We start from the raw sequence: 17,426 nt of genomic DNA on the forward strand, positions 1-17,426 counted from the left end.
GGCGTCAGAGGCGGCGGGCGCCCGCCGAGGGGACGGCCGGGAAGATCCCGGGCTCCGCGTACCCGGCGGCGGCGAAGGCCTTCCGCACGGCCGCGCCGATCTCCTCGGCCCGCTCCGCCTCCACGAGGACCACCGCGGAGCCGCCGAAGCCGCCCCCGGTCATCCGGGCGCCGAGCGCCCCGGCCCCGTTCGCCGCCTCGACGACGAGGTCCAGCTCCGGGCAGGAGACCCGGAGGTCGTCCCGGAGCGAGGCGTGCCCGTCGGTGAGGACCGGGCCGACCGAGCGGGTCGCCCCGGCGTCCAGCAGGGCGATCACCCGGACCACCCGGTCGTTGTCCGAGACCACGTGCCGGACGTACCGCAGAATCGTCTCGTCGGTCAGCCGATCGAGTGCGGCGGGCAGATGCGCGGCGTTGACGTCGCGCAGGGCGCGCACCCCGAGCGCCCGCGCGCCCGCCTCGCAGCCGGCGCGCCGCTCGGCGTACGCGCCGTCCCCGAGCGCGTGCTTCACCCGGGTGTCGACGACCAGCAGGGCCAGCCCCTCGGCGGCGAGGTCGAAGGGCACCTGCCGGTACGACAGGTCCCGGGTGTCCAGGTGGAGGGCGTGGCCCTCCCGGGCGCAGGCGGAGGCCATCTGGTCCATGACCCCGCAGGGCACGCCGACGAAGGCGTTCTCGGCACGCTGGGCGATCCGGGCCAGCTCGGGGCGGGTGAGTCCGAGGCCGAAGAGGTCGTTCAGGGCGAGGGCGGTGACGACCTCCAGGGCGGCAGAGGAGGAGAGCCCGGCGCCGGTCGGCACGGTGGAGACGAGGTGCACGTCGGCGCCGGACACCGGGTGCCCGGCCTCCCGCAGCGCCCAGACCACGCCGGCCGGGTAGGCGGCCCAGCCGCCGCCGGAGAGCGGGGCGAGGGTCTCGACGTCGAGCTGGACGATGCCGCCGTCGACGTCGCCGGAGTGCAGGCGCAGCACGCCGTCGTCGCGGCGGGAGACGGCGGCGACGGTGGTGTGCGGCAGGGCGAGCGGCAGCACGAAGCCGTCGTTGAAGTCGGTGTACTCCCCGATCAGGTTGACCCGCCCGGGGGCGGCCCAGACCCCGTCGGGCGCGGCGCCGTACAGCGCCTCGAAGTCGGCGGCGACGGTCACGGGCGGTCTCCTTCGCGCCGGCGGGCGAAGGCCCAGGCGTCGGCGACGACGTCGGCGAGGTCGGGGCGGGACGGCGTCCAGCCGAGCCGCTCGCGGGCGGCGTCGGCGGAGGCGACCAGGACGGCCGGGTCGCCGGGGCGGCGGGCGGCGGTGATCTCGGGGATCGGGTGGCCGGTGACCTTGCGGACGGTCTCGATCACCTCGCGGACGGAGAAGCCGTTGCCGTTGCCGAGGTTGCAGATCAGGTGCTCGCCCGCCGGGACGGTGCCGGCGGTCATCGCGTCGAGCGCCAGGAGGTGGGCCTCGGCGAGGTCGGCGACGTGGATGTAGTCGCGGACGCAGGTGCCGTCGGGGGTGGGGTAGTCGTCGCCGTAGACGGAGATGGCCTCGCGCTCGCCGAGGGCGACCTGGAGGACGAGCGGGATGAGGTGCGACTCGGGGTCGTGGCGCTCGCCGAGCCCGCCGTACGCCCCGGCCACGTTGAAGTAGCGCAGGGAGGCGGCGGCGAGGCCGTGGGCGGCGCACTCGCCGGTGATCATGTGGTCGACGGCCAGCTTGGTCGCCCCGTACGGGCTGGTGGGGGCGGTCGGCGCGGTCTCGGTGATCGGGACGGTCTCCGGCTCGCCGTAGGTGGCGGCGGTGGAGGAGAACACCAGCTTGCGGACGCCGGCCGCGCGCATGGCGGCGAGCAGCGCCAGGGTGCCGCCGACGTTGTTCTCCCAGTACTTCTCCGGCTTGGCGACGGACTCGCCGACCTGCGAGGAGGCGGCGAAGTGCAGGACGGCGTCGTAGGAGCCGTCGAGCCACCGGGCGGCGTCCTGGATCCGGCCCTCGACGAACTCGGCGCCGGCCGGGACGCCCTCCCGGAAGCCGGTGGAGAGGTCGTCGAGGACGGTGACCCGGTGGCCCCGCTCCAGGAGGTGGGCGGCGACCGTGCCGCCCACGTAGCCCGCTCCGCCCGTGACCAGGTACTTCTTGGCAGTCGTCATGCGCTTGCCACCTCTCGGATGCGCCGGGCCGCGTCCTCCGGCCGGATGTCGTTCATGAACGCCCCCATGCCGGACTCGGTGCCCGCGAGGAACTTCAGCTTGCCGGAGGCGCGCCGGACCGTGAACAGCTCCAGGTGCAGTCCGAAGTCCTCCCGCCGCTCGTCCGTGAACGGCGCCTGGTGCCAGGCGGCGATGTAGGGCGTCGGCGGCTCCGCCGGGCCGAAGATCCGGTCGAAGCGCCTCAAGAGTTCCAGATGGACCTGTGCGAACTCCGCGCGGGCCGCCTCGTCGAGGCCGAGCAGGTCGGGGACGCGCCGCTTCGGGTGGAGGTGGACCTCGTACGGCCACTTGGCGGCGTACGGCACGAAGGCGATCCAGTGCTCGGTCTCCAGGACCACCCGTTCGGCGTCGGCGCGCTCGCGGGCGACGAGGTCGTCGAAGAGGTTCCCGCCGGTGGCCCGGCGGTGCTCGTCGATGCGGCGGCGCGTCAGGGCCGTGCGGGGGGTGACGTAGGGGAAGGCGTAGATCTGGCCGTGGGCGTGCGGCAGGGTGACGCCGATCTCCCGGCCCCGGTTCTCGAAGCAGTAGACCTGCTGGACGCCGGGGAGGGCGGAGAGCGCGGCGGTGCGGTCGGTCCAGGCGTCGAGGACGAGCCGGGCCCGCTCCTCGGTGAGGTCGGCGAAGGAGGCGGTGTGGTCGTCGGTGAAGCAGACGACCTCGCAGCGGCCGACTCCGCCGGAGAGGGAGGGGAAGCGGTTCTCGAAGACCGCGACCTCGTAGTCCGGCTCGGGGATCTCGCTCTCGTGGCCGTCCCTGGCCGGGCAGAGCGGGCAGGCGTCGGCCGGCGGGAGGTAGGTGCGGCTCTGCCGGTGGGAGGCGACGGCGACGTGGTCGCCTGTCAGCTCGTCGTACCGGATCTCGGAGCGGGAGGCGACGGGGGCGAGGGGGCGCGGGTCGACGGCGGTGCGGACCGCGTCGTCGCGGCTGTCGTAGTAGATCAGCTCGCGCCCGTCGGCGAGCGTGGTGACGGTCTTCTTCACGGGGGTACCCTCCGGGCGCGATCAAACAGAACCAAGCACAAAGAACCACAACCGAACATCGAGGTCAAGGGCGGAGCGCGGCCCGCGGCTCCGCGGGCCCCGGGACCCCGCGGGATCAGCTCGGAATCGGCGTGGAATCGGCGCGGGATCAGCGCGGTCCGCGCTGCCCCGGCACCGCCCGGTCCAGGAGGCCCGTGCGGGCCGCCAGCGCCGCCGCCTCCAGCCGGGACCCGACGCCCAGCTTCATCAGCACCCGCTGCACGTGCGTCCGCGCCGTGCTCGGCGCGATCCCCATCCCCGCCGCGATCAGCCGGGTGTCCTCCCCCTCCGCGACCCGCACCAGGACCTCCACCTCCCGGTGGGTCAGCAGCCGCAGCAGCCGCTGCGCCTCGTCGTCCGGCTGCGCCGCCGGGTTCAGCAGCTCCGCGAAGGCCCCCGCGAGCAGCTGCGGCGCCACCGCCACCTCCCCCGCCCGGGCCTTCAGCAGCGCCCGCTCGACGCCCTCGATCCGCTCGTCGTGCCGGACGTACCCCGACGCCCCGGCCGCGAAGGCCGCCGCGATGCCGCGCGGCGAGGGCACCGGGCCCAGCACCACCACGGCCACCTGCGGACGCTCCCGCTTGATCCGCGCGACCGGCTCGAAGGTCCCGGGCTCGGCCGGCGCGGCCGTGCCGAAGAGGCAGACCTCCGGCGCCCGGCCCACCACCACCTCCGCCGCCCCCGCCGTCGGCGCGGCCGCCGCGAGCACCCGGTGCCCGCGCAGCTTCAGCGCCGAGGCGAGCGCCTCCGCGAGCAGGCGGTGGTCGTCCACGACCACGAGCCGAACGCCCATCCCGTCCTCCCCCGTCCCCCGGGCGTGCCGTCCCCCGGCACCCTGACCCGGCAAGCTACACGCTCCCCCGCCCCGCGGCGCGTCAACCTCCGCCGCACGAAAGGGGGACGGGCACGCGCGAAGGGCCTCCCCGGTGTGCCGGGGAGGCCCTTCGCGTCGGTCGCGGGCGTCAGTTCCGCGTGCTGAACGACACCGCGTGGTACTTCTTCGAGAGGCCGGAGTCGCCCTCCCGCGCCTTGCTCGCGTAGGTGGCCGAGATGAAGAACCGGCCGTCGCCGTAGAGGAGTTCGGCGCCGGTGATCGAGAAGCTGGTCTCGATGTCCCGGTTCGCCTTGTCCGACGGGTTCTCCAGGAGCAGGGTCGTCTTCATCGTGCCCGCGTGGACGGAGACGATCTGCCCGCCCTTGGAGTACGGGGGCACCTTGTACGCGATGAGGTCGCCGCCGTCCATGCGCAGCGGCATCAGCGTGTAGCCGTCGCCGGCGTCGGCCTTCTCGGGCGCCGTCCGGCCGTTGGCGAGGTCGAAGGCGATGATCTCGTTGGTCTCGTCGCCGTACTCGCCGGTGGAGCCCTCGTGCTCCTCGGTCGGCACGTAGAGCCGGTCGTTGCCGACGAGGACCTGCGAGCAGTCCTCCACCGAGGTGGAGCCGCAGCGGGCCGCGTAGCGGTCGGCGTTGGCCGTGATCTTGGTGCGCAGCTTCCCGGTCTTCTCGTCGATGGAGAAGAAGTCCGAGATGCCGCTGCCGTCGTCGGCGGCGTCGCCGACGTTGGCCGCGACCACCAGCGGCTTGGTCGAGACGACCGCCGCGTACTTCACGCCCTGCGGCATCTTGAACTGCGAGAGCGGCTTGCCCGACTTCGGGTCCAGGTTCTGGACGAGGACGGACTCGGCGCCGTACTGGCCGCACTTGCGGACGGCGACGAGGCCCTCGCCGCCGCCGTAGCCCATGTCGTAGCAGTTCTGGTCGTTGGACTGCGGCTTCCAGCGGACCTTGCCGGTGGCCGCGTCGAAGGCCGCGCCGCCGTCGGTGCCGCCGGCCGCGACGGTCGCGCCGCTGAGCGTGACCTCGCTGAAGCGGGCCTTCTCGTCGCCGCCGCCGCTGACGGAGGCGGACCAGAGCAGCTTGCCGGTGTTCAGGTCGACCATGCCGACCTGGTTGCAGCTCTGGTAGTAGCGGGGGGCGACCCGCTTGGACTGCTCGAAGAGGATCGGCACCTTGTTGTCGGCGGTCTTGTGCCGGGACGCGCCGCAGACCTGGCCGGCGAGCGGGAGGGTCCAGGAGACCGTGCCCTTGTCGATGTCGTAGCCGACGATCGAGTTGACGCCCGTCTTCACGAAGGTCTTGTCGGTGAGCCAGGAGCCGTCGACGGGCGTGGTGTCGGGCACCTTGGGCACGTCGACGCGGAAGGCCAGGGTGGCGCCGGTCTTGCCGCCGGGCTTCTCCTTGCCGTCGCCGCCCAGGCCGTTGCCGGCGCCGCCGTCGGTGCCGGTGTCGCCGCCGCCGGAGGGGGACTGGCCGGTGCCGCCCGTGGGCTTGGCGTCGGGCTCCGGGTCCGACCCGGAGTTGGCGTACCAGATGCCGCCGCCGACGATCAGGGCGACGGCCACGACCGCCGCGACGATGATCTGCGTCTGCGCGGACAGCTTGCCCCGCCCGCCCGGCGCGGGGACCTGCTGCTGGGGCGCGGTCGGGTAGCCGTACGACTGCTGGGGCTGGGCCGGGTAGCCGTACGGCGGCGGCACCGGCTGCTGGTGCCGGGGGTCCTGCTGCGGGTAGCCGTAGCCGGGCTGCGGGGTCCCCGGCGCGGCCGGGTAGCCGTAACCCGGCTGGCCCTGCGGCTGCGGCGGCGCGCCGTAGCCGGGCTGGCCCTGCGGCTGTGCCGGGGCACCGTAACCGGGCTGGCCCTGCGGCGGGGGCGGGGGCGTCGGCGCGCCGAAGCCGCCCTGCCCCTGGGCCGGGTCCTGCGGGGAGCCGAAGCCGCCCGGCGGCGGGTAGCCGCCGGGGGGCTGGTTCGGCGGCGGAGGGGGTGGCTGCGTCATCGGTCCGCGTACCTCACTTGCTGAAGCCCATCATCGTCTTGGTCTCCTTCTCCTCGGTGTCGTTGGACGCCGAGACGCGGCCCGCCGCGATCACGAAGGTGCCGTTGCCGTAGGCGTAGCCCGCGCTGAAGAAGCCGCTCTCGATCTGCGCGACCGAGACGGGGTGCTTGAGGAGGATCTTCGGCGCGCCGCCGGCCGGGGCGATCGTCGCGACCGCACCGCCCTTGTCGTACTTGGGCGCGACGTAGACGAGGACCTCGCCGCCCTCCATGCGCAGCGGCGACATCTGCTGCTCGTCGGGGGCCTTCGAGCGCCACTTCGGCTTGCCCGTGTCGAGGTTGAAGGCGATGACCTCGTTGGAGGTGCCGTAGTCGGTGTCGGTCGACATGTAGAAGGTGTCGCCCGCGGCGGCGACGCCGGAGCAGCCCTGGAGGTTGCGGCCGAAGATGATCAGGCCGCCGCCGCAGCGCGGGGCGAACGCGTCCTTGCCGCCCTGGAGCTGGGAGCGCACGGTGCCGTTCGGCTTGAGCGCGACGACCGCCCGCTTCTTCTGCTCGCGCTGGAAGATGGAGACGACCAGCGGGTTCACCGAGTAGACCTTGTCGACCTCCCAGGTGGCGGGCAGCCGGTAGGGCTGGTACTTGGGCTTGCCCGTGTTCGGGTCGACCTCGCCGATCGTGTGCTGTTCCTTGCTGGCGTCACCGGTGCGGCACTGGCTGGCCGCGACGAGCTTGGTGGCGTCGCCGGCGTACGCGTACGGCTTGCAGTCACCGGTGGGGCCGGTGAAGAGCTGCTTGCCGTCGGTGAGGGAGAAGCCGTAGGCGCTGCTGCTGCCGGCCGCGGTCACCGTGTTGCCGCCGATGGCGAGGGTGTTGTCGGAGAAGGCGAAGAGGCCCGTCGGCTTCGGGACGGCCTTCTTCCAGCCCGCCTTGCCCGTCTTCAGGTCGATCTGCTGGAGCATCGTGCACTTGGCGCCGTCCTTGGCGCTCTCCTCGTACCCGAAGACCATGAGACCGTTGGCGCCGGGCTGGGCCGGGGCCGCGCACAGCTTGAAGGGCAGGTCGACGGTCCACTTCTTGGCGCCGTCGGCGAGGCTGTAGCCGGAGACGCCCTTGTACATCGCCTTGACGACGGTGTCGCCGACGATCCAGGGGCCGAAGACCTCGGAGCCGTTGCGGGGCAGGTCGACGTCGTTGGTGGTGAGGAAGTTGACCTTCGCCTCACCCTCCTGGCGGGCCGCGTTGAGGTCGTCCTCGCCGCCCTTGTCGCCGTCGCCGGAGCCGTCGCCCTGGTCCACGGACTCGGTCGGCTTCGGGCCGGTGGTGGCGCTGGAGCTGCTCGTCGTCGGGTTCGCGACGGTCGGCTTGCCGTCGTCGCCCTTGCCGACGACGGCCCACGTGGTGACGGCCGCGACGACCACGACGGCCGCCGCGACGGCGGCGACGAGCGCGGTGCGGTTCTTGAACGGGCCGCCGCCCGAGCCGCCGGCCGGGGCGGGCGCGGCCGGGTACATCGGCTGCGTCTGACCCGGGTAGCCGCCGTAGGGGCCGGGCTGCTGGCCGTACGGACCGGGCTGCTGCCCGTAGGGGCCCGCCGGCTGCGTCGGCTGCTGCGGGTAGCCGTACGGTCCGGGCTGCTGGGGGTAGCCGTAACCGGGCTGGGCCTGCGGCGGCTGGCCGGGCGCCTGCGGCGGCTGGGCCGGGGCCTGCGGCGGGACCGGCGGCATCTGCGGCGGCTGACCGGGCATCTGCGGCGGGACGGGCGGCACGCCACCCTGGTTCGGGTCCTGGGGCGCTCCGAAGCCCCCCGGCGGCTGGTTGCTGGGCGGCTGGGTCATCAGCGCTTCCCCCTTGCTGTGAGCGGGTTTTCTTTCTACCACTCACGAGGTGGCGCAAAAGCGACCGGTCCGCCCCTTGTGCCCAAGGGAGGACCGGCCCGTGATGCCCTCGTTATGCGTTCTCCGCCAGTTCGAGCCAGCGCATCTCCAACTCTTCACGTTCTCCCGACAGTTCCCGCAACTCCGCGTCGATCTTCGCGACCTTCTCGAAATCGGTCGCGTTCTCGGCGATCTGCGCGTGGAGTTTCGTCTCCCGCTCGGAGAGCTTGTCGAGCTGCCGCTCGACCTTCTGGAGCTCCTTCTTCGCGGCCCGGGCGTCGGCGGCGGAGACCCCGGTCCTCGGCTGCTGCGCGGGGGCGGCGGCGGGCGCGGGCGCGGCCTCCTCGGTCATCCGCCGGCGCCGCTCCAGGTACTCGTCGATGCCGCGCGGCAGCATCCGCAGGGCGCGGTCGCCGAGCAGGGCGAAGGTGCGGTCGGTGGTGCGCTCCAGGAAGAAGCGGTCGTGGGAGATGACGACCATGGAGCCCGGCCAGCCGTCGAGGAGGTCCTCCAGCTGGGTCAGGGTCTCGATGTCGAGGTCGTTGGTGGGCTCGTCGAGGAAGAGGACGTTCGGCTCGTCCATCAGCAGGCGCAGCAGCTGGAGGCGGCGGCGCTCGCCGCCGGACAGGTCGCCGACGGGCGTCCACTGCTTCTCCTTGCCGAAGCCGAACTGCTCGCAGAGCTGGCCCGCGGTCATCTCGCGGCCCTTGCCGAGGTCGACCCGGTCGCGGATCTGCTGGACCGCCTCCAGGACGCGCAGCTGGGCGGGGAGCTCGGTGACGTCCTGCGAGAGGTAGGCGAGGCGCACGGTCTTGCCGACGACGATCCGGCCGGCCGGCGGCTGCTTCTCCCCCTGGGAGGCGGCCGCGTCCGCGAGCGCCCGCAGGAGTGAGGTCTTGCCCGCGCCGTTGACGCCGACGAGGCCGATGCGGTCGCCGGGGCCGAGCTGCCAGGTGAGGTGCTGGAGCAGCGTCTTCGGGCCGGCGGTGACGGTCACGTCCTCCAGGTCGAAGACGGTCCTGCCGAGCCGGGCGCTGGCGAACTTCATCAGCTCGGTGCTGTCGCGGGGCTCCGGCACGTCCGCGATGAGGGCGTTGGCCGCCTCGATGCGGAAGCGGGGCTTGGAGGTGCGGGCGGGCGCGCCGCGGCGCAGCCAGGCCAGCTCCTTGCGCATCAGGTTCTGCCGCTTGACCTCCTCGGTCGCGGCGATCCGCTCCCGCTCGGCCCGGGCGAAGACGTAGTCGGAGTAGCCGCCCTCGTACTCGTACACGTCACCGCGCTGCACGTCCCACATGCGGGTGCAGACCTGGTCGAGGAACCAGCGGTCGTGGGTGACGCAGACGAGCGCCGAGCGGCGGGTCTGGAGGTGGCCGGCGAGCCAGGCGATGCCCTCGACGTCGAGGTGGTTGGTCGGCTCGTCGAGGACCAGCAGGTCCTGCTCCTCGATGAGCAGCTTGGCCAGCGCGATCCTGCGGCGCTCGCCGCCGGAGAGCGGGCCGATGACGGTGTCGAGGCCGTGCTCGAAGCCGGGCAGGCCGAGCCCGCCGAACAGGCCGGTGAGCACGTCGCGGATCCTGGCGCTGCCGGCCCACTCGTGGTCGGCCATGTCGCCGATGACCTCGTGCCGGATGGTGGCCTTCGGGTCGAGCGAGTCGTGCTGGGTGAGCACCCCGAGCCGCAGCCCGCCGCTGTGCGTGACGCGGCCGGTGTCGGCCTCCTCCAGGCGCGCGAGCATCCGGATGAGGGTGGTCTTGCCGTCGCCGTTGCGCCCCACGACCCCGATCCGGTCCCCTTCGGAGACGCCGAGCGAGACCCCGTCGAGCAGGGCACGGGTGCCGTACACCTTGCTGACGTTCTCGACATTGACCAGGTTGACGGCCACGTTGACTCCAGTGCGGGGTGATCGATCGACGTACCAGGGTACGTCGCCGCGCCCGCCCGCGGCCCGGCCGTCGGCGTCAGGCCCGGGTCCGGCCCGGCCGGTCGACCAGGAGCCAGCCGGTCAGGGCCATGGCGATCGCCGCCGGGGCGGTGACCCGCACCGCGACCAGGGTCGCCGTGTGGCCCTCCAGAAGGCCGCCGAGGCCGGTCGTCGACAGGCCGAGGATCCCCAGCAGGGCGAGGGTGATGCCGAGGGCGGCGAGCGGGCCGGAGCCGCCGGCGCGGGGCACCGGGGACGGGGCCTCGAAGCGGCGGAAGACCGCGACGAGGAGGGCGGTCACCGCGACCGCGGCGAGGAGCCTGAGCGGCAGCTGCGCCCACCAGGCGGCGGTCGCCGGGGCCGGGAGCCGTACGCCGAGGCCGAGCACCGCCCCGTACACGCCGAGCATCGCCGTCAGGTGCCAGAGGAACGCGGTCATCGCGATGCCGTTCGCCGCGACCACGCCCCGCCAGACCCGCGCCCGGGCCGCGAACCGCGTCCCCGGGCCCCTCAGCAGCTCCACCGCGCCGACCAGCCACAGGCCGTGGCAGAGCAGGGCGAGGGTCGGCGGGGCCATGTTGGAGACCTTCTCGCCGGGCATCCCGACCATGGACAGCGGGTACGGGCCGAGGGCCACGAGCAGGGCCGCGCCCGCGAGGCCCGCGCCGGCGAGCAGGGCCGGGCGCCGGATCATGCCGTCGGCGCGGAGGAAGCCGAGCTGGTGGACGGCGAGCCAGACGAGGGCGAAGTTCAGGAACTCGACGTACGGCACGCCGGCGGCGAAGCGCAGGACGTCGACCGCTGCCGCCGCACCGGCGAGGGCCGCGAAGGCGCCCCAGCCGTACCGCTCGTGGGCCCGCAGCAGCGGCGGCGTGAAGGCGACCATCGCGAGGTAGATCCCGATGAACCACAGCGGCTGGGTGACCAGCCGCAGCGCGACGCCGGTCAGTCCGCCGTCCGCGCCGGCGGTCTGGAGCGCCAGCGCGGCCGCGCCCCACACCGCGACGAAGACCATCGTCGGCCGCAGCAGGCGGCGCAGGCGGGCCCGCAGGAAGTCCGCGTAGCCCGGGCGGGAGCGGTGGGCCAGGGCGTGCGCGAAGCCGCCCACGAAGAAGAAGACCGGCATCACCTGGAGCGCCCAGGTGGCCGCCTGGAGCTCCGGCACGACGGCCAGCAGGTTCCCGACGCCGTCGGCGGTCACCGCCGCCATCAGCCAGTGGCCGAGGACGACGACGCCGAGCGAGGCCACCCGCAGCAGGTCCACGTACCGGTCCCGTGCCGCCGGGGTGGCGGCGGCGAGTTCACGCGCGCTGATTCCCATGCGGGCACGGTCCCGCGCCAGGCCCCGGCTCCGACAGGGCGCGGATACTCATCCGGCCGCTGAGTACGGGGCCCGGCCGGGTCACGGGACGCTCGGCGCGGGGCGCGGGGCGCGGGGGCGGCGGCCCGGGCGTGGGGTCCTCGGCCCGGGCAGGGGCGCGGGGGATCCGGGCGCGGGGCCCGGAGGCGGCCGGCCCGGGCGGGGGCCCTCGGCGCGGGGCCCGGGCAGGGGGGCGGGGCGGCGGGGTCTAGAGGACCGTCGCTCCCGGGGCCGGGGAGGTGGCGGTGTGGGTGGCACGGCAGGTGCCGGAGGCGCGGAGGGCCCGCGCCACCTGCTCCGCCGACTCGGCGTCCTTCACCAGGAAGGCCGTCGTCGGGCCCGAGCCGGAGACCAGGGCCGCGAGGGCACCCGCCTCGGTGCCGGCCGCCAGGGTCGCGGCGAGCGAGGGGCGCAGCGAGAGCGCGGAGGCCTGGAGGTCGTTGGCGAGAGCGCCGGCCAGCGCGGTCGTGTCGCCGGTGCGCAGGGCCTCCAGGAGCGCCGGGGAGGCGGCCGGCGCGGGGACGTCGACGCCTTCGGTGAGGCGGTCGAACTCGCGGAACACCGTCGGCGTCGACAGGCCTCCGTCGGCGACCGCGAAGACCCAGTGGAAGGGCCCGCTCACCGGCAGCTCCGTCAGCTGCTCGCCGCGGCCGACGCCGAGCGCCGCGCCGCCGACGAGGCTGAAGGGCACGTCGGAGCCGAGTTCGGCGCAGAGGTCGAGGAGCACGTCGCGCGGGGTGCCGAGGGCCCACAGCGCGTCGCAGGCGAGGAGGGCGGCGGCGCCGTCCGCGCTGCCGCCGGCCATGCCGCCGGCCACCGGGATCGCCTTGGCGATGTGGAGGTGGACGTCCGGGGAGATGCCGTGCCGGGCGGCGAGGAGCGTGGCGGCGCGGGCCGCGAGGTTGGTGGCGTCCAGGGGGACCCCGTCCGCGTCGGGACCCTCGCAGGTGACCGTCAGCCGGTCGGCGGGGGCGGCCGTGACCTCGTCGTACAGCGACACCGCGAGGAAGACGGTGGCGAGGTCGTGGAAGCCGTCGGGGCGGGCGGCGCCCACCGCGAGCTGCGCGTTGACCTTGGCCGGGACCCGTACGGTCACGGCCGCCGTGCCCGTCGCGCCGCCGTTCACGCCTTCGCCTCGGCGATCCGCGCGAACTCCTCCACCGTCAGCGACTCGCCGCGCGCCTGCGGCGAGACGCCGGCCTTCACCAGGGCCTCCTCGGCGGCGGCGGGCGAGCCGGCCCAGGTCGCGAGGGCGGCCCGCAGGGTCTTGCGGCGCTGCGCGAAGGCGGCGTCGACGACCGCGAAGACCTCGGTCTTGGAGGCGGTGGTCGCGACCGGTTCGGCGCGGCGGACCAGGGAGACGAGGCCCGAGTCGACGTTGGGCGCGGGCCAGAAGACGTTGCGGCCGATGGAGCCGGCCCGCTTGACGTCGGCGTACCAGTTCGCCTTCACCGAGGGGACGCCGTACACCTTGTTGCCCGGTCCGGCGGCGAGCCGGTCCGCGACCTCGGCCTGGACCATGACGAGGGTCCGCTCGATGGTCGGGAAGCGGTCGAGCATGTGGAGCAGGACGGGCACGGCCACGTTGTACGGGAGGTTGGCGACGAGCGCGGTCGGCGCCGGGCCCGGCAGCTCCTGGACGAGCATGGCGTCGGAGTGGACCAGCGCGAAGCGGTCCTTCCGCTCCGGCATCCGCGCGGCGATCGTCGCGGGCAGCGCGGCGGCCAGGACGTCGTCGATCTCGACGGCGGTCACCCGGTCGGCGGCCTCCAGGAGCGCCAGGGTGAGGGAGCCGAGTCCGGGCCCCACCTCGACGACCACGTCGTCCGGGCGCACGCCGGCGGTGCGGACGATGCGCCGGACGGTGTTGGCGTCGATGACGAAGTTCTGGCCCTTCTGCTTCGTGGGGCGCACGCCGAGGGCGGCGGCCAGCTCACGGATGTCGGCGGGGCCGAGGAGGGCGTCGGGGCCGTCGGGGCCGGTGGTGGTGCTCACCGGTACAGCCTAGGCCCTGTCCCGCCCCGCACCCGAAAGGCCCGCGCCCGGGGCCCGGAGTGCGGGCCCGGGCGCGGGCCCGCACCGGCCGGGGGGACCGCCCCGGCCGGCGGCTCATCCGAAGAGGCGGCGTCCGCAGTGCGGCCAGGGGCCGGCGCCGCGCTGGACGTACAGCTTCTTCGCCCGGAAGGTCTGCTCGGCGGCGGGGGCGTCCTGGGCGACGCCGGTGCCGCCGAGGGAGCGCCACGTACCGGGGTCGAACTGGTAGAGCCCGCCGTACGTCCCCGAGGGGTCGACCGCGTTCGGCCGGCCGCCGGACTCGCAGGCGGCGAGCGCGCCCCAGTCGAGGCCGTCGGCGCCCTCGACGGAGGTGGGCAGCGGGCGGGTGCCGACGCGGACCTTGCGGGAGACGGGGTCGCGGACGATCTCCTCGCCGGTGCGGCGGGGCCGCTGCTCGACGCCGTTGACGGAGCGCAGGTGGTACGTGATGCGGCGCAGGCCCGGGACGCCCTGGCGTTCGACGACCTCGGTACCGGCGAAGAGCCCCGGGTCGCGGATCCGCTCGACGGCGTACGGCACGGCCTCGTCGCGGGTCCGGGTGGAGCCGGTGATCCGCAGCACGGTGACGGTCTGCCCGTCGCGGGGGAAGGCGTCCCGGGGCACCGAGGTGGTGTCCTCGCCGCCGAGGGTGATCCCGGCCTCTTCGAGGGCCTCGCCGACCGTGGCGGCGTTGGTGCGGACGGTCCGCTCGCGGCCGTCGGCGAGGAAGGTGACCGCGCGTTCGGTGCGGACGTCGAGCGCGAGGCCGGTGCGGGAGATCGCGGCGGACCGGGAGACCGACAGGTAGGCGCCCTCGGCGCGGACGCCGAGCTGGCGCAGGGCGCCGTCGACGGTGTCGGCCGTGGTCCACACCTGGCGGCGGTGCCCGTCGAGGGTGAGGGAGACGGGCCGGCCGTAGCGGAGGACGACCTCGTCGCCGCTGGCCAGCGCCTCGCCGGGGGCGGGCGCGACGAGGTCGTGCTCGCCGATCTCCAGGCCCTCCTCGGCGAGGAGTTCCCGCACGTCGTCGGAGAACGTGTGCAGGGTGCGCGGGACGCCGTCGACGGAGAGCCGCACGGCCTTGTCGTCGGCGACGAAGGCGCTGGTGCCGCCGGCCAGGAAGGCGACGACGAGGGCCTGCGGCACCAGCCGCCGCAGCCCGTCGCCGGCCGGCCGGGCGGCCTTGCGGCGGCGGGCCCCGCGCCGGGCGGCGGCCCGGCCCTGGGCGGGCACGGCCGGGGGCGCGGCGACGGGCAAGGCGGCGAGGGTGGGCGGGGGCCCGGGCGGCGGGGCGGCCCGGGTGGGCGGGGGCGCGATCAGCGGGGCGGCCTGGGTGGGCTGCTCGTGGACGGGCAGCGTGGCCGAGGCGCCCCGCCGTGCGGCGCGGTGACTGCCCTGGGAAGTGCTCACGAGGCCGGGACCCTAGCCCCGGTGGCGGTCACTCTCCACGGCGACGCGACTACACCACGTAACCGTTATGGATCGGTGATGCTCCGCCCCGCCCTGCCCGGTGGTCGACCGGCTCGGTGGCCGCCCGGCTCGGTGGCCGTCCGGCTCGGCGGTCGACCGGCTCGGTGGCCGTCCGGATCGGCGGTCGACCGGCTCGGCGGTCGACCGGCTCGGCGGTCGACCGGATCGGCGGTCGACCGGATCGGTGGCCGTCCGGATCGGCGGTCGTCCGGATCAGTAGTCGAAGGCGCGGGCCGTGTTCACCGCGAGCGCCTCCGCCATCGCGTTCTCGTCGATGCCGCGCACCGCCGCCATCGCCCGGACGGTGACCGGGATCAGGTACGGGGCGTTGGGGCGGCCGCGGAAGGGCGCGGGGGTGAGGAAGGGCGCGTCGGTCTCGACCAGGACGAGGTCGAGCGGGGCGACGGCGAGGGCGTCCCGCAGCGGCTGGGCGTTCTTGAAGGTCACGTTGCCGGCGAAGGACATGTAGTAGCCCTTGGCGGCGCAGATCTCCGCCATCTCCGCGTCGCCGGAGTAGCAGTGGAAGACGGTCCGCTCGGGGGCGCCCTCCTCGTCGAGGACGCGGAGCACGTCGGCGTGGGCCTCGCGGTCGTGGATGACGAGGGTCTTGCCGTGCCGCTTGGCGATCTCGATGTGGGCGCGGAAGGAACGCTCCTGCGCGGCCGTGCCATCGGGGCCGGTGCGGAAGAAGTCGAGGCCGGTCTCGCCGACGCCGAGGACGTGCGGGAGGGCGGCGAGCCGGTCGATCTCGGCGAGCGCGTCGTCGAGCGCCGCGTCGCCGCCCGCGTCCCTGGCCCCCTGCCGCGACCAGCCGTCGGGGTCCCCGAGGACGATCCGGGGGGCCTCGTTGGGGTGCAGGGCGACGGCGGCGTGCACGCTCGGGTGGGCGGCGGCGGTCTCGGCGGCCCACCGCGAGCCCTTCACGTCGCAGCCGACCTGCACGACCGTCGTCACGCCGACGGCCGCGGCCCTGGCCAGCGCCTCCTCGACGGTGCCGGACTGCATGTCGAGGTGGGTGTGCGAGTCCGCGACCTCCACGAGGAGAGGTTCGGGCAGCGGCGGCGGGGCGTCCTTGGCACTCATGGCCCCGATCGTACGAGGGCCATGAGCGGGACCGCGCGGCGGTTCCGGCGCCGGGGCGCGGTCTCAGTGACGGGAACGGGACGGTCTCAGTGACGGGAACGGGACGGTCTCAGTGACGGGAACGGAAGGGGTGGAGCAGGTCGGAGAGGTGCCAGTGGTGCGGGACCGGCGGCGGGGCCTCCTCGCCCTCGGTGAGCTCCTGGCCGATCGGTCCGGCCGCCGAGACGGGCCTGGTCTCCTTCGCCCCGCGCCCGTGGTGCTCCATGGACGCGATCAGGTCGAGCACGGTGGACACCTGGCCGGCGCGCATGATGCGCACCACGTGGCCGCCGCAGTTCATGCAGGTCGGACTCGACAGCGGGGAGGGGACCCGCTCGCCTTCCGCCTTGTACACGACGAACGCCTGACCCCGCGCGTCCGTGTGGTGCTCGATCTCGTAGGACTGCTCCCAGCCGTACCCGCACCTCATGCAGGCGAAGGCGTAGGCCTCATGGGCGACGGGCGTTCCGGTGCCGGTGGTCTCGCTCATGCCAGCTCCTCTCCACTGGTCCAGTGGACGCCTTTTCGGGCCGGAGCGCATCAGCACGGAAGAAACCATGGAAGGACCGTGGAGCGGTTTTTGGCGTTCCCTTGCCAAGCGCCCCGCACAGCTTCCCGGCGCCGGTTTCGGCTTTGCCTTTCAGATTAGCCCTTTACCGTTTCCGGGGCTCGCAGACCTTTTTCACGACGCGTTCTTTGCCGCCACCACCGCATCGAAGACCTCCCGCTTGGGCAGCCCCGCATCGGCGGCGACCGCGGCGATCGCCTCCTTGCGCCGCTCCCCCGCCTCCTCGCGCACCCGCACCCTGCGCACCAGCTCGGCCGCGTCCAGCTCCTCCGGGCCGGTCTCCGGGGCTCCCTCGACGACGACCGTGATCTCGCCGCGCACCCCTTCCTTCGCCCAGGCCGCCAGCTCGCCCAGCGGGCCCCGCTTGACCTCCTCGTACGTCTTGGTCAGCTCGCGGCAGACGGCGGCCCGGCGGTCCGTGCCGAAGACCTGGGCCATCGCGTCGAGGGTGTCGTCGAGCCGGTGCGGGGCCTCGAAGTAGACGAGGGTGCGCCGCTCGGCCGCGACCTCCTTCAGCCGGCCGAGCCGCTCGCCCGCCTTGCGCGGCAGGAACCCCTCGAAGCAGAACCGGTCGACCGGCAGCCCGGAGAGCGCAAGCGCGGTGAGCACGGCGGACGGGCCGGGGACGGCCGTCACCCTGATGTCCGCCTCGACGGCGGCGGCGACCAGCCGGTAGCCCGGGTCGGAGACGGACGGCATGCCCGCGTCGGTCACCAGGAGCACCCGGGCGCCGCCGGCCAGCGCCTCGACCAGCTCCGGCGTCCGGGCGGACTCGTTCCCCTCGAAGTAGGAGAGGACCCGGCCCGTCGTGTGCACGCCCAGCGCCCGGGTCAGCCCGCGCAGCCGGCGGGTGTCCTCGGCCGCGACGATGTCCGCCCCCTCCAGCTCGGACACGAGCCGCGGCGGCGCGTCCGCGATGTCGCCGATGGGGGTCCCTGCGAGTACCAGCGTTCCAGTCACCCACCCATCCTCCCAGCCCGCGCGCGCCGGGGGGCACGCCCCGCGCGCCCGGACCGGCCGGGAGGCGCG

At 74.6% G+C, this 17,426-nt stretch carries 14 protein-coding genes; all 14 read right to left on the reverse strand.

Annotated features, from left to right (window positions below):
• Positions 1-4 precede the first annotated feature (4 nt).
• Positions 5-1,144, reverse strand: a complete 1,140-nt coding sequence (gene galK, locus ACFW6A_RS07005; RefSeq protein WP_351843503.1) for a galactokinase — start codon at positions 1,142-1,144, stop codon at positions 5-7.
• Complete coding sequence (gene galE / locus ACFW6A_RS07010; protein WP_351843501.1) at positions 1,141-2,133, reverse strand: UDP-glucose 4-epimerase GalE; 993 nt, start codon at positions 2,131-2,133, stop codon at positions 1,141-1,143. The genes galK and galE overlap by 4 nt, the downstream gene beginning before the upstream one ends.
• Positions 2,130-3,173: a galactose-1-phosphate uridylyltransferase gene (gene galT / locus ACFW6A_RS07015; RefSeq protein ID WP_386639197.1), complete on the reverse strand. Its 1,044-nt coding sequence runs from the start codon at positions 3,171-3,173 to the stop codon at positions 2,130-2,132. The genes galE and galT overlap by 4 nt, the downstream gene beginning before the upstream one ends.
• A 148-nt stretch (positions 3,174-3,321) precedes the next feature.
• Positions 3,322-4,005 carry a LuxR C-terminal-related transcriptional regulator gene (locus ACFW6A_RS07020; RefSeq protein ID WP_351843497.1) on the reverse strand — a complete coding sequence of 228 codons (684 nt, stop codon included), beginning with the start codon at positions 4,003-4,005 and terminating at the stop codon, positions 3,322-3,324.
• A 169-nt stretch (positions 4,006-4,174) separates the two neighbouring features.
• The gene (locus tag ACFW6A_RS07025; RefSeq protein ID WP_351843495.1) at positions 4,175-6,046 is read right to left on the reverse strand and encodes a PQQ-binding-like beta-propeller repeat protein; all 1,872 of its coding nucleotides are present in this window, start codon (positions 6,044-6,046) and stop codon (positions 4,175-4,177) included.
• A 13-nt stretch (positions 6,047-6,059) separates the two neighbouring features.
• Positions 6,060-7,883: a PQQ-binding-like beta-propeller repeat protein gene (locus tag ACFW6A_RS07030; RefSeq protein WP_351843493.1), complete on the reverse strand. Its 1,824-nt coding sequence runs from the start codon at positions 7,881-7,883 to the stop codon at positions 6,060-6,062.
• A 112-nt stretch (positions 7,884-7,995) separates the two neighbouring features.
• Entirely contained in the window at positions 7,996-9,804 is a 1,809-nt protein-coding gene (locus tag ACFW6A_RS07035) for an ABC-F family ATP-binding cassette domain-containing protein (protein ID WP_351843491.1), read from the reverse strand.
• Between the two features lie 76 nt (positions 9,805-9,880).
• Entirely contained in the window at positions 9,881-11,164 is a 1,284-nt protein-coding gene (locus tag ACFW6A_RS07040; protein ID WP_351843488.1) for an acyltransferase, read from the reverse strand.
• Positions 11,165-11,411: 247 nt separating this feature from the next.
• The gene (locus ACFW6A_RS07045) at positions 11,412-12,329 is read right to left on the reverse strand and encodes a 4-(cytidine 5'-diphospho)-2-C-methyl-D-erythritol kinase (protein ID WP_351843486.1); all 918 of its coding nucleotides are present in this window, start codon (positions 12,327-12,329) and stop codon (positions 11,412-11,414) included.
• Positions 12,326-13,198 (reverse strand): 16S rRNA (adenine(1518)-N(6)/adenine(1519)-N(6))-dimethyltransferase RsmA, encoded by an 873-nt coding sequence (gene rsmA, locus ACFW6A_RS07050; protein WP_351843484.1) that lies wholly within the window; start codon positions 13,196-13,198, stop codon positions 12,326-12,328. Before rsmA ends, ACFW6A_RS07045 begins: the two co-directional genes overlap by 4 nt.
• A gap of 114 nt (positions 13,199-13,312) precedes the next feature.
• Positions 13,313-14,647, reverse strand: coding sequence for a ubiquitin-like domain-containing protein (locus ACFW6A_RS07055; RefSeq protein WP_386479823.1), 1,335 nt, complete (start codon positions 14,645-14,647; stop codon positions 13,313-13,315).
• Between the two features lie 273 nt (positions 14,648-14,920).
• A complete protein-coding gene (locus ACFW6A_RS07060) occupies positions 14,921-15,790 on the reverse strand; it encodes a TatD family hydrolase (protein WP_386639202.1) in 870 nt (289 codons plus the stop codon).
• 109 nt (positions 15,791-15,899) lie between these two features.
• On the reverse strand, positions 15,900-16,319 hold the full coding sequence (locus ACFW6A_RS07065; protein WP_351850656.1) for a hypothetical protein: 420 nt from the start codon (positions 16,317-16,319) through the stop codon (positions 15,900-15,902).
• Between the two features lie 192 nt (positions 16,320-16,511).
• Positions 16,512-17,357, reverse strand: a complete 846-nt coding sequence (gene rsmI, locus ACFW6A_RS07070; RefSeq protein ID WP_386639205.1) for a 16S rRNA (cytidine(1402)-2'-O)-methyltransferase — start codon at positions 17,355-17,357, stop codon at positions 16,512-16,514.
• Positions 17,358-17,426 lie beyond the last annotated feature (69 nt).

Origin of the sequence: Streptomyces sp. NPDC058758 (genome assembly GCF_042746075.1) — a bacterium.
GTDB lineage: Bacteria > Actinomycetota > Actinomycetes > Streptomycetales > Streptomycetaceae > Streptomyces.